Origin of the sequence: Candidatus Brevundimonas phytovorans (assembly GCA_029203145.1) — a bacterium.
GTDB lineage: Bacteria > Pseudomonadota > Alphaproteobacteria > Caulobacterales > Caulobacteraceae > Brevundimonas > Brevundimonas phytovorans.
On record CP119309.1, the window covers coordinates 406,611 to 425,475 of the forward strand.

At 67.8% G+C, this 18,865-nt stretch carries 20 protein-coding genes; 11 read left to right on the forward strand and 9 right to left on the reverse strand.

The genetic code is table 11. The features are described from left to right. Nucleotides 1-3 precede the first annotated feature (3 nt). Complete coding sequence (locus P0Y52_01980) at nt 4-1,023, reverse strand: UbiA family prenyltransferase (protein ID WEK58332.1); 1,020 nt, start codon at nt 1,021-1,023, stop codon at nt 4-6. 126 nt (nt 1,024-1,149) lie between these two features. Here P0Y52_01980 and P0Y52_01985 point away from each other — a divergent pair, with 126 nt between their 5' ends. Beyond that, nucleotides 1,150-1,365 (forward strand): DUF4287 domain-containing protein, encoded by a 216-nt coding sequence (locus P0Y52_01985; GenBank protein WEK58333.1) that lies wholly within the window; start codon nt 1,150-1,152, stop codon nt 1,363-1,365. A 2-nt stretch (nt 1,366-1,367) separates the two neighbouring features. Here P0Y52_01985 and P0Y52_01990 read toward each other — a convergent pair whose 3' ends face one another. Further along, nucleotides 1,368-2,240 carry a LytTR family DNA-binding domain-containing protein gene (locus P0Y52_01990; protein ID WEK58334.1) on the reverse strand — a complete coding sequence of 291 codons (873 nt, stop codon included), beginning with the start codon at nt 2,238-2,240 and terminating at the stop codon, nt 1,368-1,370. 109 nt (nt 2,241-2,349) lie between these two features. Between P0Y52_01990 and P0Y52_01995 the strand changes: the two genes are divergently transcribed. Together P0Y52_01995 and P0Y52_02000 are read left to right on the forward strand one after the other, a co-directional pair. Next, the gene (locus P0Y52_01995; protein ID WEK58335.1) at nt 2,350-3,624 is read left to right on the forward strand and encodes an acyltransferase family protein; all 1,275 of its coding nucleotides are present in this window, start codon (nt 2,350-2,352) and stop codon (nt 3,622-3,624) included. Between the two features lie 16 nt (nt 3,625-3,640). Then, nucleotides 3,641-4,285 (forward strand): hypothetical protein, encoded by a 645-nt coding sequence (locus P0Y52_02000; GenBank protein WEK58336.1) that lies wholly within the window; start codon nt 3,641-3,643, stop codon nt 4,283-4,285. Nucleotides 4,286-4,304: 19 nt separating this feature from the next. Here P0Y52_02000 and ppk2 read toward each other — a convergent pair whose 3' ends face one another. Next, nucleotides 4,305-5,048 (reverse strand): polyphosphate kinase 2, encoded by a 744-nt coding sequence (gene ppk2 / locus P0Y52_02005; protein ID WEK58337.1) that lies wholly within the window; start codon nt 5,046-5,048, stop codon nt 4,305-4,307. 97 nt (nt 5,049-5,145) lie between these two features. Between ppk2 and P0Y52_02010 the strand changes: the two genes are divergently transcribed. Together P0Y52_02010 and P0Y52_02015 are read left to right on the forward strand one after the other, a co-directional pair. Next, a complete protein-coding gene (locus tag P0Y52_02010; GenBank protein ID WEK58338.1) occupies nt 5,146-6,258 on the forward strand; it encodes a serine hydrolase in 1,113 nt (370 codons plus the stop codon). Between the two features lie 225 nt (nt 6,259-6,483). Next, entirely contained in the window at nt 6,484-6,687 is a 204-nt protein-coding gene (locus P0Y52_02015; GenBank protein ID WEK58339.1) for a cold-shock protein, read from the forward strand. A gap of 281 nt (nt 6,688-6,968) precedes the next feature. Here P0Y52_02015 and gluQRS read toward each other — a convergent pair whose 3' ends face one another. Next, complete coding sequence (gene gluQRS / locus P0Y52_02020; GenBank protein ID WEK58340.1) at nt 6,969-7,817, reverse strand: tRNA glutamyl-Q(34) synthetase GluQRS; 849 nt, start codon at nt 7,815-7,817, stop codon at nt 6,969-6,971. An 88-nt stretch (nt 7,818-7,905) separates the two neighbouring features. Here gluQRS and P0Y52_02025 point away from each other — a divergent pair, with 88 nt between their 5' ends. The 4 genes from P0Y52_02025 to P0Y52_02040 all read left to right on the forward strand — a co-directional run bounded on the left by P0Y52_02025 (nt 7,906) and on the right by P0Y52_02040 (nt 12,489). Beyond that, nucleotides 7,906-8,574, forward strand: a complete 669-nt coding sequence (locus P0Y52_02025) for a DNA-3-methyladenine glycosylase (protein ID WEK58341.1) — start codon at nt 7,906-7,908, stop codon at nt 8,572-8,574. Beyond that, the gene (locus P0Y52_02030; GenBank protein WEK58342.1) at nt 8,558-9,208 is read left to right on the forward strand and encodes a trimeric intracellular cation channel family protein; all 651 of its coding nucleotides are present in this window, start codon (nt 8,558-8,560) and stop codon (nt 9,206-9,208) included. Before P0Y52_02025 ends, P0Y52_02030 begins: the two co-directional genes overlap by 17 nt. A 153-nt stretch (nt 9,209-9,361) precedes the next feature. Then, nucleotides 9,362-9,937 carry an HNH endonuclease gene (locus tag P0Y52_02035; protein WEK59426.1) on the forward strand — a complete coding sequence of 192 codons (576 nt, stop codon included), beginning with the start codon at nt 9,362-9,364 and terminating at the stop codon, nt 9,935-9,937. A 203-nt stretch (nt 9,938-10,140) separates the two neighbouring features. Then, nucleotides 10,141-12,489, forward strand: a complete 2,349-nt coding sequence (locus P0Y52_02040) for a TonB-dependent receptor (GenBank protein WEK58343.1) — start codon at nt 10,141-10,143, stop codon at nt 12,487-12,489. Nucleotides 12,490-12,552: 63 nt separating this feature from the next. On the opposite strand, the gene P0Y52_02045 is transcribed toward P0Y52_02040, so the two are convergent. Next, nucleotides 12,553-14,265 (reverse strand): M1 family metallopeptidase, encoded by a 1,713-nt coding sequence (locus P0Y52_02045; GenBank protein WEK58344.1) that lies wholly within the window; start codon nt 14,263-14,265, stop codon nt 12,553-12,555. Between the two features lie 109 nt (nt 14,266-14,374). Further along, complete coding sequence (rpmB, locus tag P0Y52_02050; GenBank protein ID WEK58345.1) at nt 14,375-14,671, reverse strand: 50S ribosomal protein L28; 297 nt, start codon at nt 14,669-14,671, stop codon at nt 14,375-14,377. Nucleotides 14,672-14,889: 218 nt separating this feature from the next. Between rpmB and P0Y52_02055 the strand changes: the two genes are divergently transcribed. Beyond that, complete coding sequence (locus P0Y52_02055; GenBank protein WEK58346.1) at nt 14,890-15,393, forward strand: DUF3617 family protein; 504 nt, start codon at nt 14,890-14,892, stop codon at nt 15,391-15,393. 76 nt (nt 15,394-15,469) lie between these two features. Here the strand turns inward: P0Y52_02055 and P0Y52_02060 are convergent, their stop codons facing one another. The 3 genes from P0Y52_02060 to P0Y52_02070 all read right to left on the reverse strand — a co-directional run bounded on the left by P0Y52_02060 (nt 15,470) and on the right by P0Y52_02070 (nt 17,990). Further along, nucleotides 15,470-16,606 carry a serine hydrolase gene (locus P0Y52_02060; GenBank protein WEK58347.1) on the reverse strand — a complete coding sequence of 379 codons (1,137 nt, stop codon included), beginning with the start codon at nt 16,604-16,606 and terminating at the stop codon, nt 15,470-15,472. A gap of 163 nt (nt 16,607-16,769) precedes the next feature. Next, nucleotides 16,770-17,336 (reverse strand): CarD family transcriptional regulator, encoded by a 567-nt coding sequence (locus P0Y52_02065; protein ID WEK58348.1) that lies wholly within the window; start codon nt 17,334-17,336, stop codon nt 16,770-16,772. A gap of 312 nt (nt 17,337-17,648) precedes the next feature. Next, the gene (locus P0Y52_02070; protein WEK58349.1) at nt 17,649-17,990 is read right to left on the reverse strand and encodes a ferredoxin family protein; all 342 of its coding nucleotides are present in this window, start codon (nt 17,988-17,990) and stop codon (nt 17,649-17,651) included. 173 nt (nt 17,991-18,163) lie between these two features. Here P0Y52_02070 and P0Y52_02075 point away from each other — a divergent pair, with 173 nt between their 5' ends. Then, nucleotides 18,164-18,802: a YceI family protein gene (locus P0Y52_02075; GenBank protein ID WEK58350.1), complete on the forward strand. Its 639-nt coding sequence runs from the start codon at nt 18,164-18,166 to the stop codon at nt 18,800-18,802. The last annotated feature ends 63 nt before the right edge of the window (nt 18,803-18,865 follow it).

Consider the following 18,865-nt stretch of genomic DNA (forward strand, 5'->3'; position numbering starts at 1 on the left):
AGATCATAAAGCTAGGCCGTTGAACGCGATGGCGGCCAGAAGGATCAATCCCGCCTCACGATTTGATTTGAACAGGCGCAGGCAGAGGACGCCGTCCTCGGGTTTCAGCGCCTTGACCTGCCAGGCCAGGTGCAGGGCGTAGGCGGCCAGACCGAGGTAGAAGACGAGGCCGAGACCGGCGACGAAACCGGCGGCGCCCGCCAGCAGGACGGCCAGGGCGTAGAAGACGGCGACGCCGGGTTTGACCTGCGCGCCCAGGCGACGGGCCGAGGACTTGATCCCGGCCATGGCGTCGTCCTCGATGTCCTGAAGCGCGTAGATGGTGTCGTAGCCGAGGGTCCAGAAGACGCCGCCTGCGTACAGAAGCAGGGCCGACAGGGCGAGGTTGCCCATCTGGTTCAGGCCCTCGGCCATCCAGTAGGCGTCGCCGCTGGCGCGGACCTCCAGGACATAGAGCCAGCCGAGCGAGAACAGGCCGCCGGTGGCCGCCGCAAAGCCCAGCAGGGCGCCCCAGTTGAAGGTCAGGCCCAGCCAGGCCTGCGGCCACCAGGTGATGCGCTTCATGAAGGGATAGGCGGCGACCAGCCCCAGGGACAGGGCGCCCAGCAGCACCGACATCAGGTTCATGGTCAGCAGGATGCACAGGCTGATCAGGCTGAGACCGGCGACGAAGGCCCAGGCCTGCTTGACACTGATCTGGCCCGCCGGAATGGGGCGCAGGGCGGTGCGGGCCACCTGGGCGTCGAAGTCGCGGTCGACGATGTCGTTCACGGCGCAGCCGGCGCCGCGCATCAGGCAGGCCCCGATGGCGAAGCCGGCGATCAGCCACAGCTCATAGCCGCCGAAGGGGCGACCGTACTGGTTCAGGGCCAGCATGATGCCCTGCCAGCCGGGCAGCAGCAGCAGCCAGGTGCCGATGGGCCGGTCGAAGCGGCCCAGCTTCAGCCACGGCTTCAGCCCCTCGGGGGCGTAGCGGTCCACCCAGTTCTGGCGGGCGGCGTCGGGAAGCGGGGCTGTGCTCATGCAGGGGTCTTAGACCCTGAGGCGGGCGCGGGTGAAGGGGCTGCGTCCAACCGGCGTCATGCGAAGGCCATTGCGCGACACGGCCATGCTGCGCTTAGTGGCGTTTCAAACTGGAGGGAGCCGCCGATGACCGAAGCGCCGATCACGGGCCCTGCGTCCTATTTCCCCTCCATCGAGAAGAAGTACGGACGGCCCATCAGTGAGTGGAAGGCCGAGGTCCGCGCCCGCTATCCGGCCAAGCACATGGAACTGGTGACCCTGCTCAAGAACGAGCACGACATGGGCCACGGCCACGCCAACGCCATCGTCGCGCATACGCTGGCGGAAGACGGGCTGAAGTAGGTCTAGGCGACCGGGCCGGGGCGCTCGGCCTTCAGCCGGTCCAGCGCCGGGGCGTAGCGGCGCGACAGGGGGGCTTCCAGCGATCCCAGCTCGACGGTCCAGTCGCCCGAGCCTTCGGGGCGCAGGCCGCTCATCCGCGCGGCGTTGACCAGCCAGGAGCGGTGGGTGCGCACGAAGCCGCAGCGTTCCAGCTCGACCTCGACGGCGGCCAGGGTGGCGCGCATCAGCGGACGGCGGCCGTCGGCCAGGATGAACTCGACATAGTTGCCCGCCGAGGTCACGGCCAGGATGTCGTCCAGCGGCGCGCGGATCAGGCGGGCGCCGTCGCGGATGTCGAAGCTGACCGGGCGCATCGGGGATTCGCGCGCCTCGCGCAGGCTGCGCACCGCCCAGAAGACGCCCACGAACAGGGTGTAGCTGAGCAGGTCCTTGCGGAATTCATAGACGAAGCGCTGGATCGGCGGGCCGTAGTCGTAGGCCTCGCCCAGGGCCGCATAGACCCCGTGGCGCATGGCCACCATCAGTCCGACGTGGAGCAGGCTGTAGAGCAGGGCGGCCGTCAGATGCAGGGCGAGGAAGGCGCCGCGTCCGCGCCAGCCGTCGTCCAGCAGGGCGGTCGGCGCCGCCGAAGCGGCCAGCCAGGGCAGCCAGATCAGCAGGGCCAGCGACAGGGCGCTGGTCCCCTCCCACACCCAGGGCGCCCAGAGGCGAAGGGAGGGGGAATCGGTCAGCACGGTCAGCGAATTGACCACCATGAAGGCGGCGGTGATGCCCAGGATGAGGGTCCAGCCGAGGATCAGGTCGCGCCGGTCCGCCCCCGCCATCCGCGCCCGCCATCCGCTCATCCCCGAGGGCGCGCCGTTCGTCCCTGACATCGGCAGGTCGGCCCCGCGACGGCGCCGGACGCCCCGCGCCGATTGCGCCTCTTTGGGCCGAAATGAGAGCCCTGACCTCGCATTCTCATTCATCAGAAGGTCGCCCCCAATGTCCGCTCTCCCATCCCCGCCGCCGACGCGCCGTCACGACCTGGACTGGATCCGCGTCGGCGCCTTCATGCTGTTGATCCTCTACCACGTCGGCATGTTTTACGTGCCGTGGGAATGGCATGTGAACAGCCCGCGTCCCGTCGAGGCGCTGGAGCCGGTGATGCAGTTGACCAGTCCCTGGCGGCTGACCCTGCTGTTTCTGGTGTCGGGGGCGGCGACGCGCTTTCTGTTCGACGGTTTCGCGCGGCAGGGGGCGGGAAGCGCCCGTCGCTTCGCCGGGTCGCGCCTGCTGCGGCTGGCGCCGCCGCTGGCCTTCGCCATGCTCGTGATCGTGCCGCCGCAAAGCTATTATCAGGTGTTCGAGAGCCTTCAGAGTCTGGGCGTGGCCGATCCGGCCCATTCGCCCATGCTTCAGAACTTCTGGCCGAAATACGCCACGGCGTCGGGCGGCTGGTGCGGCGACGACGGCTGCCTGATCACGCCGACGTGGAACCATATGTGGTTCGTCGCCTATCTGCTGGCCTACAGCCTGGCGCTGGCGAGCCTGTTGCTGCTGGGTCAGCGTCTGCTGCCGGCCCTGCAATCGGGCGCGGAGCGCGTGCTCAGGAACTGGGGGCTGCTGATCTGGCCTATCGTCTGGCTGGCCCTGATCCGCTGGGCGCTGGCCCCGGCCTTCCCCATCACCCACGCCCTGGTCGACGACTGGTACAACCACGCCCTGTCGTTCAGCGCCTTCCTGTTCGGCTTTCTCACCGCGCGGTCCGACGTCCTGAAGGCGGGCTTTGAGCGGCTGCGCCGTCCGGCCCTGATCCTGGCCGTCGCCGCCTGGGCGGGGTGGGCGGCCTACGCCTGGACCTATCGCGCGGACGACGCCATGCCGCCCGAGGCGTTGAAGGCCGCCATGCGCCTGGTCTACGCCGCCGACCAATGGGCCTTCATCGTCGCCATCCTGGGCTATGGCGCGCGTTATCTGAACCGGGGGGGGGCGGTGCTGCGCTATCTGACGATCGGGGTCTTTCCCTTCTACATCGTGCACCAGACGATCATCGTCGTGGCGGCGCACCATCTGGCGCCCGTCGGCTTGCCGCAGCCGCTGGAGGCCGGGCTGCTGATCGCGGGGACCTTCCTGGGCTGTTTCGCGACCTATGAGATCGCGCGGCGAGCCGGCTGGCTGGGTCTGTTGCTGGGCGTGAAGCCCGCGTCGCGGCGGGCCCGGGAAAAGCGCCGCCTTGAAGCCCAACCCCGGGAGGCCCTAGGCTGCGTCGAACCCTGACGGCAGGAGCCAGCCGATGACCTTGCCTCGACAACCGAACCGCCCGCCCATCGTCCTGTATCTGACCTGGGTCATCCTGATCGGGGCGGCGGTGGGCGGGTTCCTGACGGGGGCGTTCAGCATCACCTTTGTGGCGGCGGGGACGCTGCTGCTGTCGCTGGTTCCGATCTGGGTGGGCGAGAGGATCGGCGTCACCCTGCCGACGGCCTTTGTCAGCGCCATCGCCGCCTTCCTGTGCGCCACGCTTCTGTTGGGAGAGGTGGGGGACTTCTATGAGCGCTACTGGTGGTGGGACGTGGTGCTGCATGGCGGCTCGGCGATCGCCTTTGGTCTGGTCGGGTCCTTGCTGATGCTGATGCTGGTCAAGGGAAACCGGCTGACGGCGGCGCCCTTCACCGTGGCCTTCTTCGCCTTCTGCTTCGCCGTCATGATCGGCGCGGTGTGGGAGATCTGGGAGTTCACCCTGGATCAGCTGTTCGGCCTGAACACGCAGAAGTCGGGTCTGGTCGACACCATGTGGGACCTGATCGTCGACACGGGCGGCGCCCTGATCGGGGCCGGCGCGGGCTGGGCCTATCTGAAGGGGCGTCAGAACGGGCCGCTGACCCGGGCCATCCGCGCCTTCGTCGACAAGAACCGCCGTCTGTTCGGGGACGACTGAGGGCGATTGCGTCCAGCCTCTACTTTGCCAGTCGGCCCTTGGCCTGGTCGGCGGGGAAGACGATGTCGGGATCGGGCTTCTGGCACTCCAGACCGGGGCGGTTGAGCTGTTGCAGGACGTGGCGGATGATGTTCAGCCGCGCCTTCTTCTTGTTGTCGGTGGCGACGACGGTCCAGGGCGCATAGTCGAAATGGGTGCGTTCCAGCATCTGATCGCGGGCGGTGGAATAGTCGCTCCACCGCTTCTGGGCCTCGGCGTCCAGGGGAGAGACCTTGAAGCGTTTCAGCGGGTGGGTGGTGCGTTCCTCCAGCCGCCGCGCCTGCTCGTCCTGGCTGATGTCCAGCCAGAGCTTGATCAGGGTCGTGCCCGACTGGGTCAGCATCCGCTCGAAGTGCGGGGCGTCGTGCAGGAAGCGTTCGTGCTGGGCCGGGGTGCAGAAGCCCATGACGGCCTCGACGCCGGCGCGATTGTACCAGGAGCGGTTGAAGAAGACGATTTCCCCAGCGGCGGGCAGGTGCGGGGCGTAGCGCTGGAAATACCACTGGGTCAGTTCGCGGTCGTTGGGCTTGGGCAGGGCGACGACGCGGGTCTGGCGCGGGGCCATGAACTCGGTCATGCGCTTGATCGCGCCGTCCTTGCCGGCGGCGTCGCGGCCTTCGAAGACGATGACGATCTTCAGCCCCTGTTCGATGGCCCAGGCCTGGGTCTCGACGAGCTGGATCTGCAGGGCTTCGAGGGTGTCCTCGTAGTCGGTCTTGGCCATGACGTAAGCGTCCCATTGTCGCGATAGGCGAAGCTTGCGGCGAATTCATTGGCGCCGCCAGCCTGGCTGTTGTGTGTGGAACGCAAGGGAGCCCGAAATGATCAATCGCCGTCATGTCATCGCCGCCGGCGCCGCCGCCAGCGTCCTGCCCGCCGCCGCCGCCGCTGAGTCGGTGACGGCTTTTGACGCGGCGCTGGCCGCAGCCTTTGACGGGGTGAAGCCGGCGGCGCTTGCGGGCGGGGTGGTCACGCCGCAGGGACTGGCTTGGTCGGGCGTGCGCGGCGTGCGGCGGGTTGGGCAGGACGCCTCGGCGCTGGCGGACGAGCGCTGGCACCTGGGGTCGAACACCAAGGCGATGACGGCGGCGGTGTTCGCGCGGCTGGTGGAGCAGGGGCGGGCGCGCTGGGCCATGCCGGTGGCCGAAGCCTTTCCCGGCCTGAGCATCGACGCCGGCTGGGACGGCGCGACGCTGGACGATTTCATGAGCCATAGCGCGGGTCTGAAGGACGAGGCCGTCATGGGCATGGCCTGGCTGATGACGGCGCGAGCCGATGCCCGGTCCCTGCCGCAACAGCGCCGCGCCATCGTCGAAAAGGCCCTGGCCGCGCCGCCGTCGGGGACGCGCGGAGCCTTTGAATACGGCAACGCCAACTATGTTGTGATCGGGGCCGCCATCGAGGCCATTACCGGCGGGGCGTGGGAGGCGGCGATGCAGGCTGAGCTGTTCACGCCCCTGGGCCTGACCTCGGCGGGGTTCGGGGCGCCCAGGTTCAGTGCGTCTGGCGGCGACAACGCCTGGGGCCATCGCCGTATGGGCGAGACGGCGATCGCCATGAATCCGGGCGACGACGGGTCCGACAATCCGCTGGCCTTGGGCCCGGCGGGAACGGTTCACATGACGGCGGCGGACTATGGCCGCTTTCTGCAGGTCTTCCTGAGCCAGGGCGGCGGCTGGCTGAAGCCCGAGACGATCCGGCGGCTGACGACGCCGGCCGATGGCCAATCCTACGCCTGCGGCTGGATCGCCCTGCCGCCCCAGCCCTGGGCCAAGGGGCCGGCGATCGCGCACGAGGGTTCGAACACGATGTGGCACGCCATCGCCATCGTCGATGCCGCGGGCGGGCGGGCCTTGTTCGGTCTGTCGAACGACGGGGGGCGCGGCGGACCCGCCTGTCAGGCCCTGGCCATGGGCCTGTTGCGCGCCCTCTGAGACACGGACAGCCGGGTGGGGCGTTAACCGAAACGCTGTGCGGCGGGCGTCGCTTTACAGTTGACGACCTGTGGATAGTCGGGTGACAAAGTCGGGCAGTCCGGATTTTGCGTGGGGTCCAAACCCGCGTCTCGCTCCTTCGCCTGAACGAGCTTGTCCAGATGGACTGACGGATTATCCCGCGTGGAAATCCGCCTGGCAAAGCGCGTTTACGGAGACGCTAAGATGGCGACCGGCACGGTTAAGTGGTTCAACCCGACCAAGGGCTATGGATTTATCCAGCCCGACAACGGCGGCTCGGACGTTTTCGTCCATGTCACCGCGGTTCAGAAGGCTGGCCTGCAAGGCCTCGATGAAAACGCCAAGGTCGAATACGAGCTGGAAAACCAGCGCGGCAAGACCTCGGCTGTGGACCTCAAGGTTCTTTAAGGCCGAAGAACCCGATCAGGGTTCTGAGATTGAAAGGCGCGGGACCAGCCGGTTCCGCGTCTTTCTTTTTGTCTGGAAGAGAAGGCGCTGGCCATACTCGATCCTTCCCTGCGTAGCGGGGGAGGGGGACCATGCGCAGCATGGTGGAGGGGGCGAGATCGCGCGCTGCGTTTCAGGCACAGGCTGCCGATGTGAGAAGATGGCGGGACGATGCGGATGCATCCGCCCCCTCCACCGCCTGCGGCGGTCCCCCTCCCCCGTGAACGGGGGAGGATCGAAACCTAGAACCCCAGTTCCGCGCGCAGGGCCTCGGGCGTCAGGCCGCCCGCGCGAAGCTCGGCGAGCGTCACCGACCGGTCGCGCTTGGCGTAGCGGCGGCCGTCGGGGCCGGTGAGCAGACGGTGATGGCGATAGGTCGGCGAGGCCCAGCCCATCAGAGCCTGGATCAGGCGCTGGATGTGAGTGGCCTCGAACAGGTCAAGGCCCCGGATGACGTGGGTGACGCCTTGCAAGGCGTCGTCGTGGGTGACGGCGAGATGATAGGCGGTCCCGGCGTCCTTGCGCGCCAGCACCACGTCGCCCGCCGTTTCGGGCCTGGCGTGAATCAGGCCGGTTTCGCCGTTCGGGCCTTCGCCTTCCTCGACGAAGGACAGCGCGTTCCAGTCGGCTTCGCCCAGATCATCCCGCGCGCGGTCCAGCGACAGTCGCCAGGCGTAGGGGCGGCCCTCGGCCAGCAGGCGGGCTTCGTCCTCGGGCGCGTGGGGGCCGGGGCGAACGGCTTCGGCGGGGCCGTGCGGGGCGTCGCCGATGGCGTCCAGGATGTCCTTGCGGGTGCGGAAGCAGCGATAGAGCAGGCCGCGCGCGTCCAGGGCGTCGATGACGGCGGCGTAGTCGGCCAGGTGCTCCGACTGGCGGCGCACGGGCGTCTCCCAGTCGAGGCCGAGCCAGGCCAGGTCCTCATAGATGGCCGCCTCGTATTCCGGCTTGCAGCGGGTGGGGTCGATGTCCTCGATGCGCAGGACGAAGCGGCCCCCGGCTTCGCGCGCGGCGGTCCAGGCGGTTAGGGCCGAAAAGGCGTGGCCCCGGTGCAGGCGGCCGGTGGGCGAGGGGGCGAAGCGGGTGGCGAACATGGGGGCAGCCTAGCGGTTTCCGGCCGTGGTCAGAATGGGGGACGGGCGGCCTCCTTTCGAATGACGGCAGGCGGGCCTAGCATGCAGCATGGCCAAAGCCCCGACCCCTGCCTCCATCGCCGCCGCCCGCGAGGCCCTGGCCGCCGCCGATCCGGCCCTGGCGCGCGCGCACGCCTCGACCCCTGTATTCGAGTGGCGGCTGCGGCCCGGTGGGTATGAGGGCCTGTTCCGCATGATCGTGGAGCAGCAGGTCTCGGTCGCCGCCGCCGCCTCGATCTGGAAGCGGACCGTCGAGGGGCTGGGCGGCGTGGTGACGCCGGACGCCGTGCTGGCGCTCGACGTCGAGACCCTGCGGACCTTTGGCCTGTCGGGGCAGAAGGCGAAATACGGCCATGAAATCGCGCGCGCCCAGACCGAGGGCCGCATCGACTTCGACCATCTGGAGCGGCTGGACGACGCCGAGGCCGTCGCCGCCCTGGTGGCCATCAAGGGCGTGGGCAAGTGGACGGCGGAGACCTTTCTGATGTTCTGCGAAGGGCGGCTGGACGTCTTTCCCGGCGGCGACGTGGCCTTGCAGGAGGCGATGCGCTGGGCCGACTCCGGCGAGGCGCGGCCCAACGAGAAGCAGGCCTATGCGCGGGCGGAAATCTGGCGGCCGCATCGCGGGGTGGCGGCGCATCTGCTCTGGGGATGGTATGGAGGGGTCAAGCGCGGCGATATCGCGCTGGAGGACCCGCCGCTTGACCCCGCTGATTGACGCCGATCTGACCCGGCCCGAGACCGTTCTGCCGCTGCTGGATTTCGCGGGCGTGGCCGTCTTCGCCGCGACCGGGGCCCTGGCCGCCGCGCGCGAGAAGCATGATCTGGTGACGTTCGCCTTCTTCGGCGCCATCACCGGGGTCGGGGGCGGGACGCTGCGCGACCTGCTGATCGGGGCGCCGGTCTTTTGGGTCCAGGACTGGCGCTACATCGCCGTCTGCGTGCTGGCGGCGACGGCCTTCTGGATGTTGGGGGCGCGCAGCTGGCGTTTCCGCGCCCTTTTGTGGCTGGATGCGGTCGGTCTGGCGGCCTATGGCGTCATGGGGGCGGCCAAGGCGGCCACCTATGGCGTGGCGCCCCTGATCTGCGTCGTCATGGGCGTGCTGACGGCCTGCTTCGGCGGCGTGGTGCGCGACGTCCTGGCGGGGCAGCCGTCGATCCTGTTGCGGCGCGAGTTGAACATCACCGCCGCCCTCTTGTCGGCGGGCCTGTTCGTCAGCCTGAAGGCCCTGTCTGCGCCGACCTGGCCGGCAGTGGGCGCGGCGGTCCTGGCGGGCTTCGCCCTGCGCGCCGGCGCCTTGAAATGGGGCTGGAGCCTCCCGGCCTTCCCCAGCGCCCCGACGCGGAACTGAGGCGCGGCGGCGTCACGAAAACGCTGCATGTCGGTCATGGCGACAAGGGAGAATCGGGCGTAGGCTAGCGGCGCAAGGCTAGAGCCAAGACCAGGAAAGGAGACGTGTCCTCACTCCTGTCGCCTCAAGATCCCCCCGTATGAGCGGGAGGGCCTGATGCAGGTCCTGACCCGCCCCCCGTCCGGTTTTCCCGCCCTGGTGCTGAACGCCGACTTTCGCCCCCTGTCCTACTACCCGCTGTCGATCTGGCCCTGGGAAGAAGTGGTCAAGGCGGTGTGGCAGGAGCGGGTCGACGTGGTCGCCACCTATGACAAGGTGGTGCGCAGCCCCTCGATCGAGATGCAGCTGCCCAGCGTGATTGCGCTGAAGTCCTATGTCGATCAGGACCGCAAGCCCGCCTTCACCCGCTTCAACGTCTTCCTGCGCGACGGTTTCGCTTGCCAGTATTGCGGTCAGGGCGGCCTGGCCCAGGATTTGACGTTCGACCACGTCATTCCCCGCTCGCGCGGCGGCCGCACCACCTGGCAGAACATCGTCGCCGCCTGCGGCCCTTGCAATCTGAGGAAGGGCGGGCGCACGCCGCAGCAGGCGGGCATGCCCCTGCTGCGCCGCACCGCCCATCAGCCCAACGCGTGGGAGCTGCAGGAGGCCGGTCGCCGCTTTCCGCCCCACTACCTGCACCAGAGCTGGCTGGACTACCTCTACTGGGACATCGAGCTGGAGCCCTGAGTTGGGCGTGGGCGCGGTCGGGACACCGCCCGTGAAGATCGCGTCCTCTGCCGGGCGGTCTTTCGCTCCGTTGACGGAGCGGTGGTTGCGAAAGCGCCGCGAACCTGTCGCGTCGGCGCCGTCCATCGGTCGCGGGCGCTTCACCGACTGCGACTAAACGCCCCGTCAACTCGACGCAACCAAGCGCGAGGAGGGGTTCCCACATGATACGTTTTGCATCGGCCGTTTCTCTGGCGGCGCTTTCCTTCGCTCTGGCCGGACAGGCCCAGGCCGCGCCCGAGGCGCCGGTGTCGGAAGAGCCCGCTTCGGGCGCCGTGGCCGCGTCCAACGTCGTGTCCGACACGCAACTGCCGGACGTGGTGGTGACGGCGACCAAGCGCGCCACCAACCTGCAGAAGACGCCCATCGCCATCTCGGTGCTGAACAGCGAAGCGCTGGAAGACCGTCATGTGCAGAGCCTGATGGACCTGGCCGACGGCGCCGTGCCCGGCCTGCGCATCGCCACCTTTGAAGCCCGCCAGTCGGCCTTGACCATCGGCATCCGCGGCATCGTGCCGAACGACGCCAACCAGCCCGCCCGCGAACAGGGCGTCGGCGTCTATGTGGACGGCGTCTATCTGGGCCGTCAGCACGGCCTGGGCGCCGCTCTGCTGGACGTCGAACGCATCGAGGTCCTGAAGGGGCCGCAAGGCACCCTGTTCGGCCGCAACACCGAGGGCGGCGCCCTGTCGCTGGTCACGCGCAAGCCCACGGGCGAGTTCGGGATGCGCGCCCGCGCCGGCGTCGGCAATCTGAACGCCTACAACAGCGAACTGCACGTCGACTTCGCCGCCATTGGCGACTTCGCGATCAAGATGGACGGCGTGATCTCGGTCCAGGGGCCTGTGACCAAGAACATCCTGCCTGGCGAGGAAGGCTTTGGCGCCTATGACCGTCGCGGTATGCGCGCCCAGGTGCGCTGGACCCCGACCGACCGCTTCACCGCCGACCTGGCCGCCGACATCGGCAAGGACAAGAACACCCCCTTCTACAGCCAACTGCTGAACTTCAACCCCAACGGCCTGACGGTCGTGCCCTGGACCTCGGCCAGCGTGCCGTCGGGCAGCATCCGCGCCCTGGCCCCGATCGTTCAGGTCAACGGCGACAGCATCATGAAGGTCGCCGACATCGGCGTGCCGCAGCAGTGGAGCGTCGATGACACCCGCGGCGTCGACGCCCACCTGTCGTATCGTCTGAACGACAATCTGGAACTGCGCTCGATCACCGCCTATCGCGAAGTCGACGTCGATCAGTACGACAACATCGCCGGCGCTCACCGTCCGCCGATTACCGGTCCGAACGCCAACTTCAGCCGCTATTCGCTGGCGGGTCTGTGGCAGCACCAGTTCAGCCAGGAGTTCCAGGCTGTCGGCTCGCTGGGCGACCGCATCGACTATGTCGGCGGCCTCTACTACTTCAAGGAAACCGCTTGGGACGACGCCTCGACGCCGTCGACCAACAGGTGGAACGCCGACGGCACCGGCTACACCATCAACGATCCGACGCCGACCATCCGCGGCTTCCGCTCGATTGACCGTCAGAGCCGCGCCGAATCCGAATCCAAGGCCGTCTATGGTCAGGCGACCTGGACCCCGGCGGTTCTGAACGACGCCCTGCACGTCACCGCCGGCGGCCGTTTCACCTGGGACGACAAGTCGGGCGTGCTGTCCAAGGTCAACAATGCGGCGACCAACTTCACGTTCAACGAGAAGAACGAACGCTTCAACCCGATGCTGACCGTGGCCTATGATCTCAGCAACGACGTCAACGTCTACGCCAAATACGCCACGGGCTACCGCGCTGGCGGCGCCAGCTCGCGCTCGCTGACCTATCGCTCGTTCGGTCCGGAAGACATCATCTCCTATGAGCTGGGTCTGAAGAGCGACTGGCTGGATCACCGTCTGCGCCTGAACGCCGCCGCCTTCTATTCGGAGCGTGAAGACAGCCAGATCGACTTCAGCCTGGTGACCGTGATCGGCGCCTCGACGCGCAACACCCTGGAAACGATCAACGCACCGGGCACGACCAAGATCAAGGGACTGGAGCTGGAAGGTCTGGCCCAGATCACCGACAGCCTGACCGTGTCGGCCTCCTACGCCTATACGGACACGGAAGTGCCGCCGACCCGCAACCCGTTCAGCGGCGTCGTCCAGCAGGTCTTCATCGCCTTCACCCCGGAGAACGCCTTCAGCCTTGCCGCCGACTACACGGCGCCGCTGTTCGGGGCGACCTTCAAGGCTCACCTGGACGCCAACTACGCCGACGCGACCCAGGCGTTTGACCAGTTCGAGTTGAAGAACGACAGCTCCTTCATCGTCAACGGCCGCCTGGCCTTGACGGACATCGCCACCCGCCCCGGTGGTCCGGAGGTTGAAGTGGCCCTGTGGTCGCGCAACCTGCTGGATGAGCAGTATGTCTATCGCCGCGATCCGTCGAACCGCGGCACCATCGGCGACTACGGCAACTTCAACACGCCGCGCACCTTCGGCCTGGAGCTGGCGCTGAAATACTGATCAGCGGCTTGAAGCCAGGCATGGACCCCGCAGCTTCGGCTGCGGGGTTTTTGCGTTTTGGGGTCAGTGGGCGGCGGCGGGGGCGGCCTGCGACGCCTTCCAGACCTCAAGGTAGTCGAGGCGGCGCAGCACCTTCGAGCCGGGGTCCAGCAGGATGTGGGCGCCCGCGGGGGCGGTGAAGGCGGCGCGGCCGTCGGTCATGGCCAGAGTGCGGGTCCGGCCGTCCACCTCGACATCCACGGGCAGGGGGAAGGGACGGCCGTCGCCGGTCTTCCATTCCAGGGTCACGCGCTCGCCGTCGCGGGTCATGACCAGATCGGGCAGGGCGGCCTGATAGAGATAGGCGTCGAAGAACCAGCCGAGGTCGCGGCCCGTCACGTCGTTGACGATGGCGATGAACTCCGGCGTCGTGGCGTAGCGCGGGGCGAAGTTGCCGGGCTTGGGATCAGGGCGGCCATAGACCAGCCGGCGCAGGCTCTCAAAGAAGGCGTCGTCGCCGATGTAGAGGCGCAGGGTGTGGGCGATCAGGGCGCCCTTGTAATAGAGGTCCAGTCCCGGCCCGGTCGCGCCGTCATAGACGGTGGCGGCGTCCTGCGGCCGGCCCGAGACCACGGGGAAGCGGTTGGACAGGGTCAGCCGCATGGTCTGCAACTCGGACTGCATGGCGCGCTCGCCGTTCAGCCAGCGGGCGTAGAGGGGCTGCATATAGGTGCCGAAACCCTCGTGCAGCCACATATCGTCCCAGTCGGCGTTGGTCAGCTGATTGCCGAACCATTCATGCGCCAGTTCGTGTTGCAGCAGCCAGTCATAGCCCTTGCCGTCCAGCTTGTAGCCGTTGCCGTAGGCGTTGATGGTCTGATGCTCCATGCCCAGGTGCGGGGTCTCGACCACGCCCATCTTCTCGTCGCCGAAGGGGAAGGGGCCGATGGTCGCCTCATAGAAGTCGAGCTGCTGGGGGAACTCGGCGAACAGGGCGGCGGCCTTGGCCGGGTCGTCCGAGGCCAGGCGCCAGAAGCGCAGGGGCACGGTGTTGCCGAAGCGGCTGGGGTAGTCGGCGGCCATCTCGACGAAGGGGCCGACGTTCAGGCTGATGGCGTAGGTGTCAGGCTGGCGCGCGGTCCAGTTCCAGGTGGTCGTGCCGTCGCCGTTGTCGGTCTTGCCCAGGAAGCGGCCGTTGGCGGGAGCGCTGAGGGCGGACGGGACGGTGATGTGCAGGTCGACGCGGTCCGGTTCGCCCTGCGGATGGTCGACGCAGGGCCAGAAGAGGTCGCAGCCCTGGCCCTGAACCGCGCTGGCGATCCACGGCTGGCCGTCGGGCGTGGTGGTCCAAACGAAACCGCCGTCCCAGGGGGCGCGCTGGGCCTGATGCGGGCGGCCGGCATAGGCGATGCGCACGGAAGCCGTCTGGCCCGCCGTCAGGGGCTGGGCCAGGGGGATGGTCAGGCGGCCTTCTAGGTTGGACCAGTCGGCGACGGCCTGACCGTTCACGCTGATGGCGGCGATGGCGAACAGCGTGTCCAGTTCGACGACCACGGCGGCCACGGGGGCCTCCGCCGTGAAGTCGAGGACGGCGACAGCCTCGATCGACTGGGTCTCGGGCAGAAGTTTGAAGCTGAGGTCGGCCTTGTCGAAGCGCAGGGCCAGCTGTTCCGTCGTGCGCGGCGTGCCGCTGGACAGGGTGAAGGACGTCGAGTCGCGCGCGGGCGCGACTTCCTGAGCGAGCGCCGGGGCGCTGAGCAGGGCGGTGGTTAGGCAGAGGGCGGCGGTCAGGCGCAAGGTTTCGGCTCCGGCAGGCGTTGCTGGACCGTAGCCGGGGCCGGCAAACGCGCAAAGAAAAAGGCCGGCGTTTCCACCGGCCTCTTCAAATCTTGTCAGACGGCGCTGATTAAGCGGCGGTCTGCTCAGCCAGCTTCGCCTTGACCTGACGCTTGATGCGCAGGGCGGCGGTCGACAGCTTTTCGTCGCGCGCCTTGACGATGAAGACGTCCAGGCCGCCCTTGTAGTCGAGCGTGCGCAGAGCAGCGTTCGAGATACGCAGGGAGAAGGTCTGGCCCAGGGCTTCCGAAGCCACCTTGACCGTCTTCAGCGACGGCAGGAAGCGGCGCTTGGTCTTGATGTTCGAGTGGCTCACATTGTGGCCGACCATCGGGCCGATACCCGTGAGTTCGCAACGACGCGACATCTTAAGATCCTCAAGGTCACATCCGCGATACGTGAGCGGACGCATGAAACAGGTGTTCGCAGCGGGCGGACCCCTGCGAGAGAGGTGGCCGTATAGAGGAATGACTCGGAGCCCGTCAAGGCTGGAGTCGAGTCAGGCCGGGGATGACGGGCGGAGATGACCGCGGGGGATCGCCTTCGTTCAGCCGGCGTTCAACGACCTGCTATATAGAGGATCGCATGAAGACCTATTGGAAGCCGCTCACCATGAAGACGCTGCCTGTTTCCTTCGCCCGCATTCTGGCCGCAGCCGCCCCCGTCGTGGCGGGCGCCGTCATGCTGGGCGCGCCGGCGGCGGCGCCCCAGGCCCAGACGGCGGCTGCGGCCCAGCCGGTCCTGCCGGGATACTGGGAATACACCACCAGCGCCCTGGGCAGCCGCGACACCGAAACCAAGTGCGTGCGTCCCAGCGAGATCAACCGATTCTTCGGCGGCCTGTCGACCAACCGCTGGAAATGCACCTATTCGACGCGCCAGGTGGCCGACGGCCGCGCTCGCTTTGAAGGGACGTGTCAGGACAAGAAGGGCCGTCGCGTCAATGTGCGCCTGAACGGGACCTATCAGAGCGAAAGCTTCCACTTCAACGGCGGCGCCCAGCTGATGCGCGGCACCCCCTATATCCCCGCCAGCATCACCGCACGACGCGTGGCGGCCCAGTGCCCGGCGGGCGCAGAGTATTTCTGAGGCCGGGCGCCTGAGGGGCGGGATTGTCGCGAAGACGGCGCGCCCCTGTCGGGGCGCGCCGTGAACTTACGAGCCTCTAGCGTGACGCCGCCGACGACTGAACCACGTCGCTCATCAGCATCATGAGGATGGCGGTCTGCAGGGCTTCGACCTCGGGGCCGGCCGCATTGGCGACGATGAGCACGCCGCCCTCCTGATCCGGCGACAGAGCGATCAGGGCGTTCCAGTGACCATTCGATCCGGCGTGCATCAGCAGGCGCACGGGAGATTCGGCCGGCCAGCTGTTGCGGACGCCCCAGCCGAGGGCGGCGGCGGTGTCGCCCTGGGACGCGTGCAGGGCGACGTAGGAGGGCGCGGGCAGCAGGGCGCCGCGGCCCCTCTCGCCGGCCATCTGGTCGATGGCGAAGCGGGCCCAGTCCGCCATGCTCAGCTTGACGGCGCCGGCGGGGGCGATCAGCGGCGGGTTGTCGGCGCGCAGTCCGGTCAGGGGGCGGCCTTCGAGGTGGCCAAGGATCTGGCCGCGTTCGGACGGGGCATAGGCGACGCTCATGCCCAGGGGCTGGAAGACCTCGGCCTGCATCAGTTGTTCAAAGGTCTTGCCGGTCGCCTGTTCGGCGACGACGGCGGCCAGGACATAGCCGCTGTTGGAATAGACGGACTCGCCGCGCGCCGGGCCGATGGGGGCTTCGTTCAGCGCTGTGGCGGCGAAGGCGAGGCGCTGCTGGGGCAGGGGGCGCGCATCGACGAAGGCGGCTTCCAGCAGGGCGGCGTCGGCGTCGTCGTCCAGATCACGCAGGCCGGCGCGGTGCGACAGCAGATCGGCCAGGGTGAGGTCTTCGTATTCGGGGCGCATGGCGACGCCCGGCAGCAGGGATTTCAGCGGTGCTGACCAGGACAGGACGCCGCGATCCACCAGGCGGGCGATCATGGTCGCGGTCATGGCCTTGGCGTCGGAGCCGATGTGCCAGCGGTCATCGGCCAGGGCCGGATCGGGCGCGTCGCTGGCGCGCACGCCGCGCACCGCCTGTTCCGCCACGGCGCCGTTGCGGATGACCAGAACCGCCATGGCGGGAACGCCCGGGTTCTCGGCCATGGCCTCGTCGAGCAGGGTGTTCAGTGTGGCGGTGCGATCGGCGGCGGCGGTCTGCTGCGCCCAGGCCGGGGCGGTCAGGGTCAGGCAGGCGGCGGCCAGGCAGAGGGTCAGGCGGATCATCAAGTGTCCAGTCATGTCGCGGGCGAGCGCCCGTGGACCTGAGACTAGGAGGCTGGCCGCGAACGCCTAGTGAAACATCGGTAAGGCCAGGCTTGTGGCTTCGCGCATAGAAAAAGGCCCGGCGTTTCCGCCGGGCCTTGATCGTATCGGTGATCGCCAGGGATCAGGCGGCTTCGGCCTCAGCCTCGGCGGCGGCGGCTTCCAGTTCAGCGGCGGTCGGGACCGGCTTCTTGGCGCTGAGCGACTTGGCCAGCAGGGCGACGGCGGCGTCCTTGTCGATCTTGTTGGCGGCGGCGACTTCGCGGGCCATGCGGTCCAGAGCCGATTCGTAGAGCTGGCGCTCCGAATAGGACTGTTCCGGCTGGGTGTCGGCGCGGTGCAGGTCGCGAACCACCTCGGCGATCGAGATCAGGTCGCCCGAGTTGATCTTGGCTTCATATTCCTGGGCGCGGCGCGACCACATGGTGCGCTTGACGCGGGCGCGGCCCTTCAGCGTGGTCAGGGCCTTGGTGACGGTGTCGTCGGCGGCCAGAGTGCGCAGGCCGGCGGTCTTGGCCTTCTTGGTCGGGACGCGCAGGGTCATCTTTTCGTGGTCGAAGGTCACGACATAGACTTCCAGCGACATGCCGGCGACTTCCTGGGTCTCGACCGCAGCGACCTTGCCGACGCCATGGGCGGGATAGACCACCGCATCGCCAACCTTGAATTCCAGACCGGTCTTGCTCGTCATGTCATTCCTTTCCCGGAACAGGGGCGAAGCGAGGCGCTGAATGCAGCCGATGGGCGAAAACAACCCCGCCGCCGGAAACTGGTTCCGTCGGTTGGGCGGTCAGGTCACACATCAGAAGCGAAAGCGGATCACCGAACCTCTGGCCGACCCCGTCTGTTCGGCGGGGGACTGTCGCAAACGCGGGCGGCGCGCATGACTGCGGAACCGCCCGTTTCGAATAGGCAGGAACCTATCATAAAATTAGGAAATCTCAAAACATCCACAGGACGACTGAGCGGTTCCGGCACTTTGTGACCGGATTGTGTTCGGACCTTAGGAGCCCTTGCCGGGCTTGGTGCTGAAGTATTTCTCGAACTTGCCGGTCTCGCGCTCATATTGTTCGCGGTCGGCGGGGGGCGTGCCCTTGACGGTGATGTTGGGCCAGACCTTGGCGTACTCGGCGTTGACCTGCAGCCACTTGCCGTCCGGCTCGTCCTCGGTGTCGGGGACAATGGCGTCGACGGGGCATTCCGGCTCGCACACGCCGCAGTCGATGCATTCGTCGGGGGCGATGACCAGGAAGTTCTCGCCCTCGTAGAAGCAGTCCACCGGACAGACCTCGACACAGTCCATGAACTTACATTTCACGCAGGCGTCGGTGACGATGTAGGTCATGGCGGTCGAGCGGGCTCTCTGGCGGCGATCCAAGGTCGAGGGCGGGCAAATGGCCCCGTCGGCGACAACTGTCAACCAAGGGGCGCGGTCGCGAGGCGCGGCGCGCTTGACGGAGAGGGGGCTCGACTGCATCCCTTGCGATTACAGATCATCGCTCAGAAGGAGGTTCGCCCATGCGTCTCATCGCTCGTTCCGCAGTCGTTCGTGCCGGCGCCGCAGCCCTGGCCCTCAGTCTTCTGGCCGGCAGCGCCGTTGTCGCCCAGGCGGCCCTGACCAAGATCCCGTCCGAGGTTCAGGCCGGCGACTACAGGCTGGACGCGGCCCACGGCAAGATCACCTGGTCGGTCGATCACCTGGGCTTCTCGACCTATACGGGCCAGTTCGTGAACGTGCAGGCCGAGCTGAAGTTGGACCCGGCCAACCCTTCCGCCAGCAGCCTGACGGCGACCATTCCGCTGACGGATGTGGATTCCAACTCGGACGGGCTGAACCGTCACCTGCAGACGGCGGACTTCTTCGACACCGCCAACCACCCGGTCGCCACCTTCCGCTCGACCCGCATCGTCGTCGATCCGTCGGAGCCGAACGAGGCCATGGTCTATGGCGAGCTGACCCTGCGCGGGGTGACGAAGCCGGTGACCATGGAGGTCGAGTTCAATCAGGCGGGCCAGACGCGCGGCGGCTACAAGGCCGGGTTTGACGGCGAGGCCAAGATCAAGCGCTCCGACTTCGGCATCACGTTCGGCCTGCCGGCGCTGGGCGACGAGGTCGAACTGCACATCGAAGGCGAATTCGTGAAGCCGGCAGTCTGAGGCTTTCCTCCCCATGCAATGGGGAGGGGGACCGCGTAGCGGTGGAGGGGGTGACGCAAACGT

Excerpts from the sequence above, each read along its gene's own strand:
- P0Y52_01980 (WEK58332.1), bottom strand. The coding sequence starts at position 1,023 with ATGAGCACAGCCCCGCTTCCCGACGCCGCCCGCCAGAACTGGGTGGAC.
- P0Y52_01985 (WEK58333.1), top strand. The coding sequence starts at position 1,150 with ATGACCGAAGCGCCGATCACGGGCCCTGCGTCCTATTTCCCCTCCATC.
- P0Y52_01990 (WEK58334.1), bottom strand. The coding sequence starts at position 2,240 with ATGTCAGGGACGAACGGCGCGCCCTCGGGGATGAGCGGATGGCGGGCG.
- P0Y52_01995 (WEK58335.1), top strand. The coding sequence starts at position 2,350 with ATGTCCGCTCTCCCATCCCCGCCGCCGACGCGCCGTCACGACCTGGAC.
- P0Y52_02000 (WEK58336.1), top strand. The coding sequence starts at position 3,641 with ATGACCTTGCCTCGACAACCGAACCGCCCGCCCATCGTCCTGTATCTG.
- ppk2 (WEK58337.1), bottom strand. The coding sequence starts at position 5,048 with ATGGCCAAGACCGACTACGAGGACACCCTCGAAGCCCTGCAGATCCAG.
- P0Y52_02010 (WEK58338.1), top strand. The coding sequence starts at position 5,146 with ATGATCAATCGCCGTCATGTCATCGCCGCCGGCGCCGCCGCCAGCGTC.
- P0Y52_02015 (WEK58339.1), top strand. The coding sequence starts at position 6,484 with ATGGCGACCGGCACGGTTAAGTGGTTCAACCCGACCAAGGGCTATGGA.
- gluQRS (WEK58340.1), bottom strand. The coding sequence starts at position 7,817 with ATGTTCGCCACCCGCTTCGCCCCCTCGCCCACCGGCCGCCTGCACCGG.
- P0Y52_02025 (WEK58341.1), top strand. The coding sequence starts at position 7,906 with ATGGCCAAAGCCCCGACCCCTGCCTCCATCGCCGCCGCCCGCGAGGCC.
- P0Y52_02040 (WEK58343.1), top strand. The coding sequence starts at position 10,141 with ATGATACGTTTTGCATCGGCCGTTTCTCTGGCGGCGCTTTCCTTCGCT.
- rpmB (WEK58345.1), bottom strand. The coding sequence starts at position 14,671 with ATGTCGCGTCGTTGCGAACTCACGGGTATCGGCCCGATGGTCGGCCAC.
- P0Y52_02055 (WEK58346.1), top strand. The coding sequence starts at position 14,890 with ATGAAGACCTATTGGAAGCCGCTCACCATGAAGACGCTGCCTGTTTCC.
- P0Y52_02060 (WEK58347.1), bottom strand. The coding sequence starts at position 16,606 with ATGATCCGCCTGACCCTCTGCCTGGCCGCCGCCTGCCTGACCCTGACC.
- P0Y52_02065 (WEK58348.1), bottom strand. The coding sequence starts at position 17,336 with ATGACGAGCAAGACCGGTCTGGAATTCAAGGTTGGCGATGCGGTGGTC.
- P0Y52_02070 (WEK58349.1), bottom strand. The coding sequence starts at position 17,990 with ATGACCTACATCGTCACCGACGCCTGCGTGAAATGTAAGTTCATGGAC.
- P0Y52_02075 (WEK58350.1), top strand. The coding sequence starts at position 18,164 with ATGCGTCTCATCGCTCGTTCCGCAGTCGTTCGTGCCGGCGCCGCAGCC.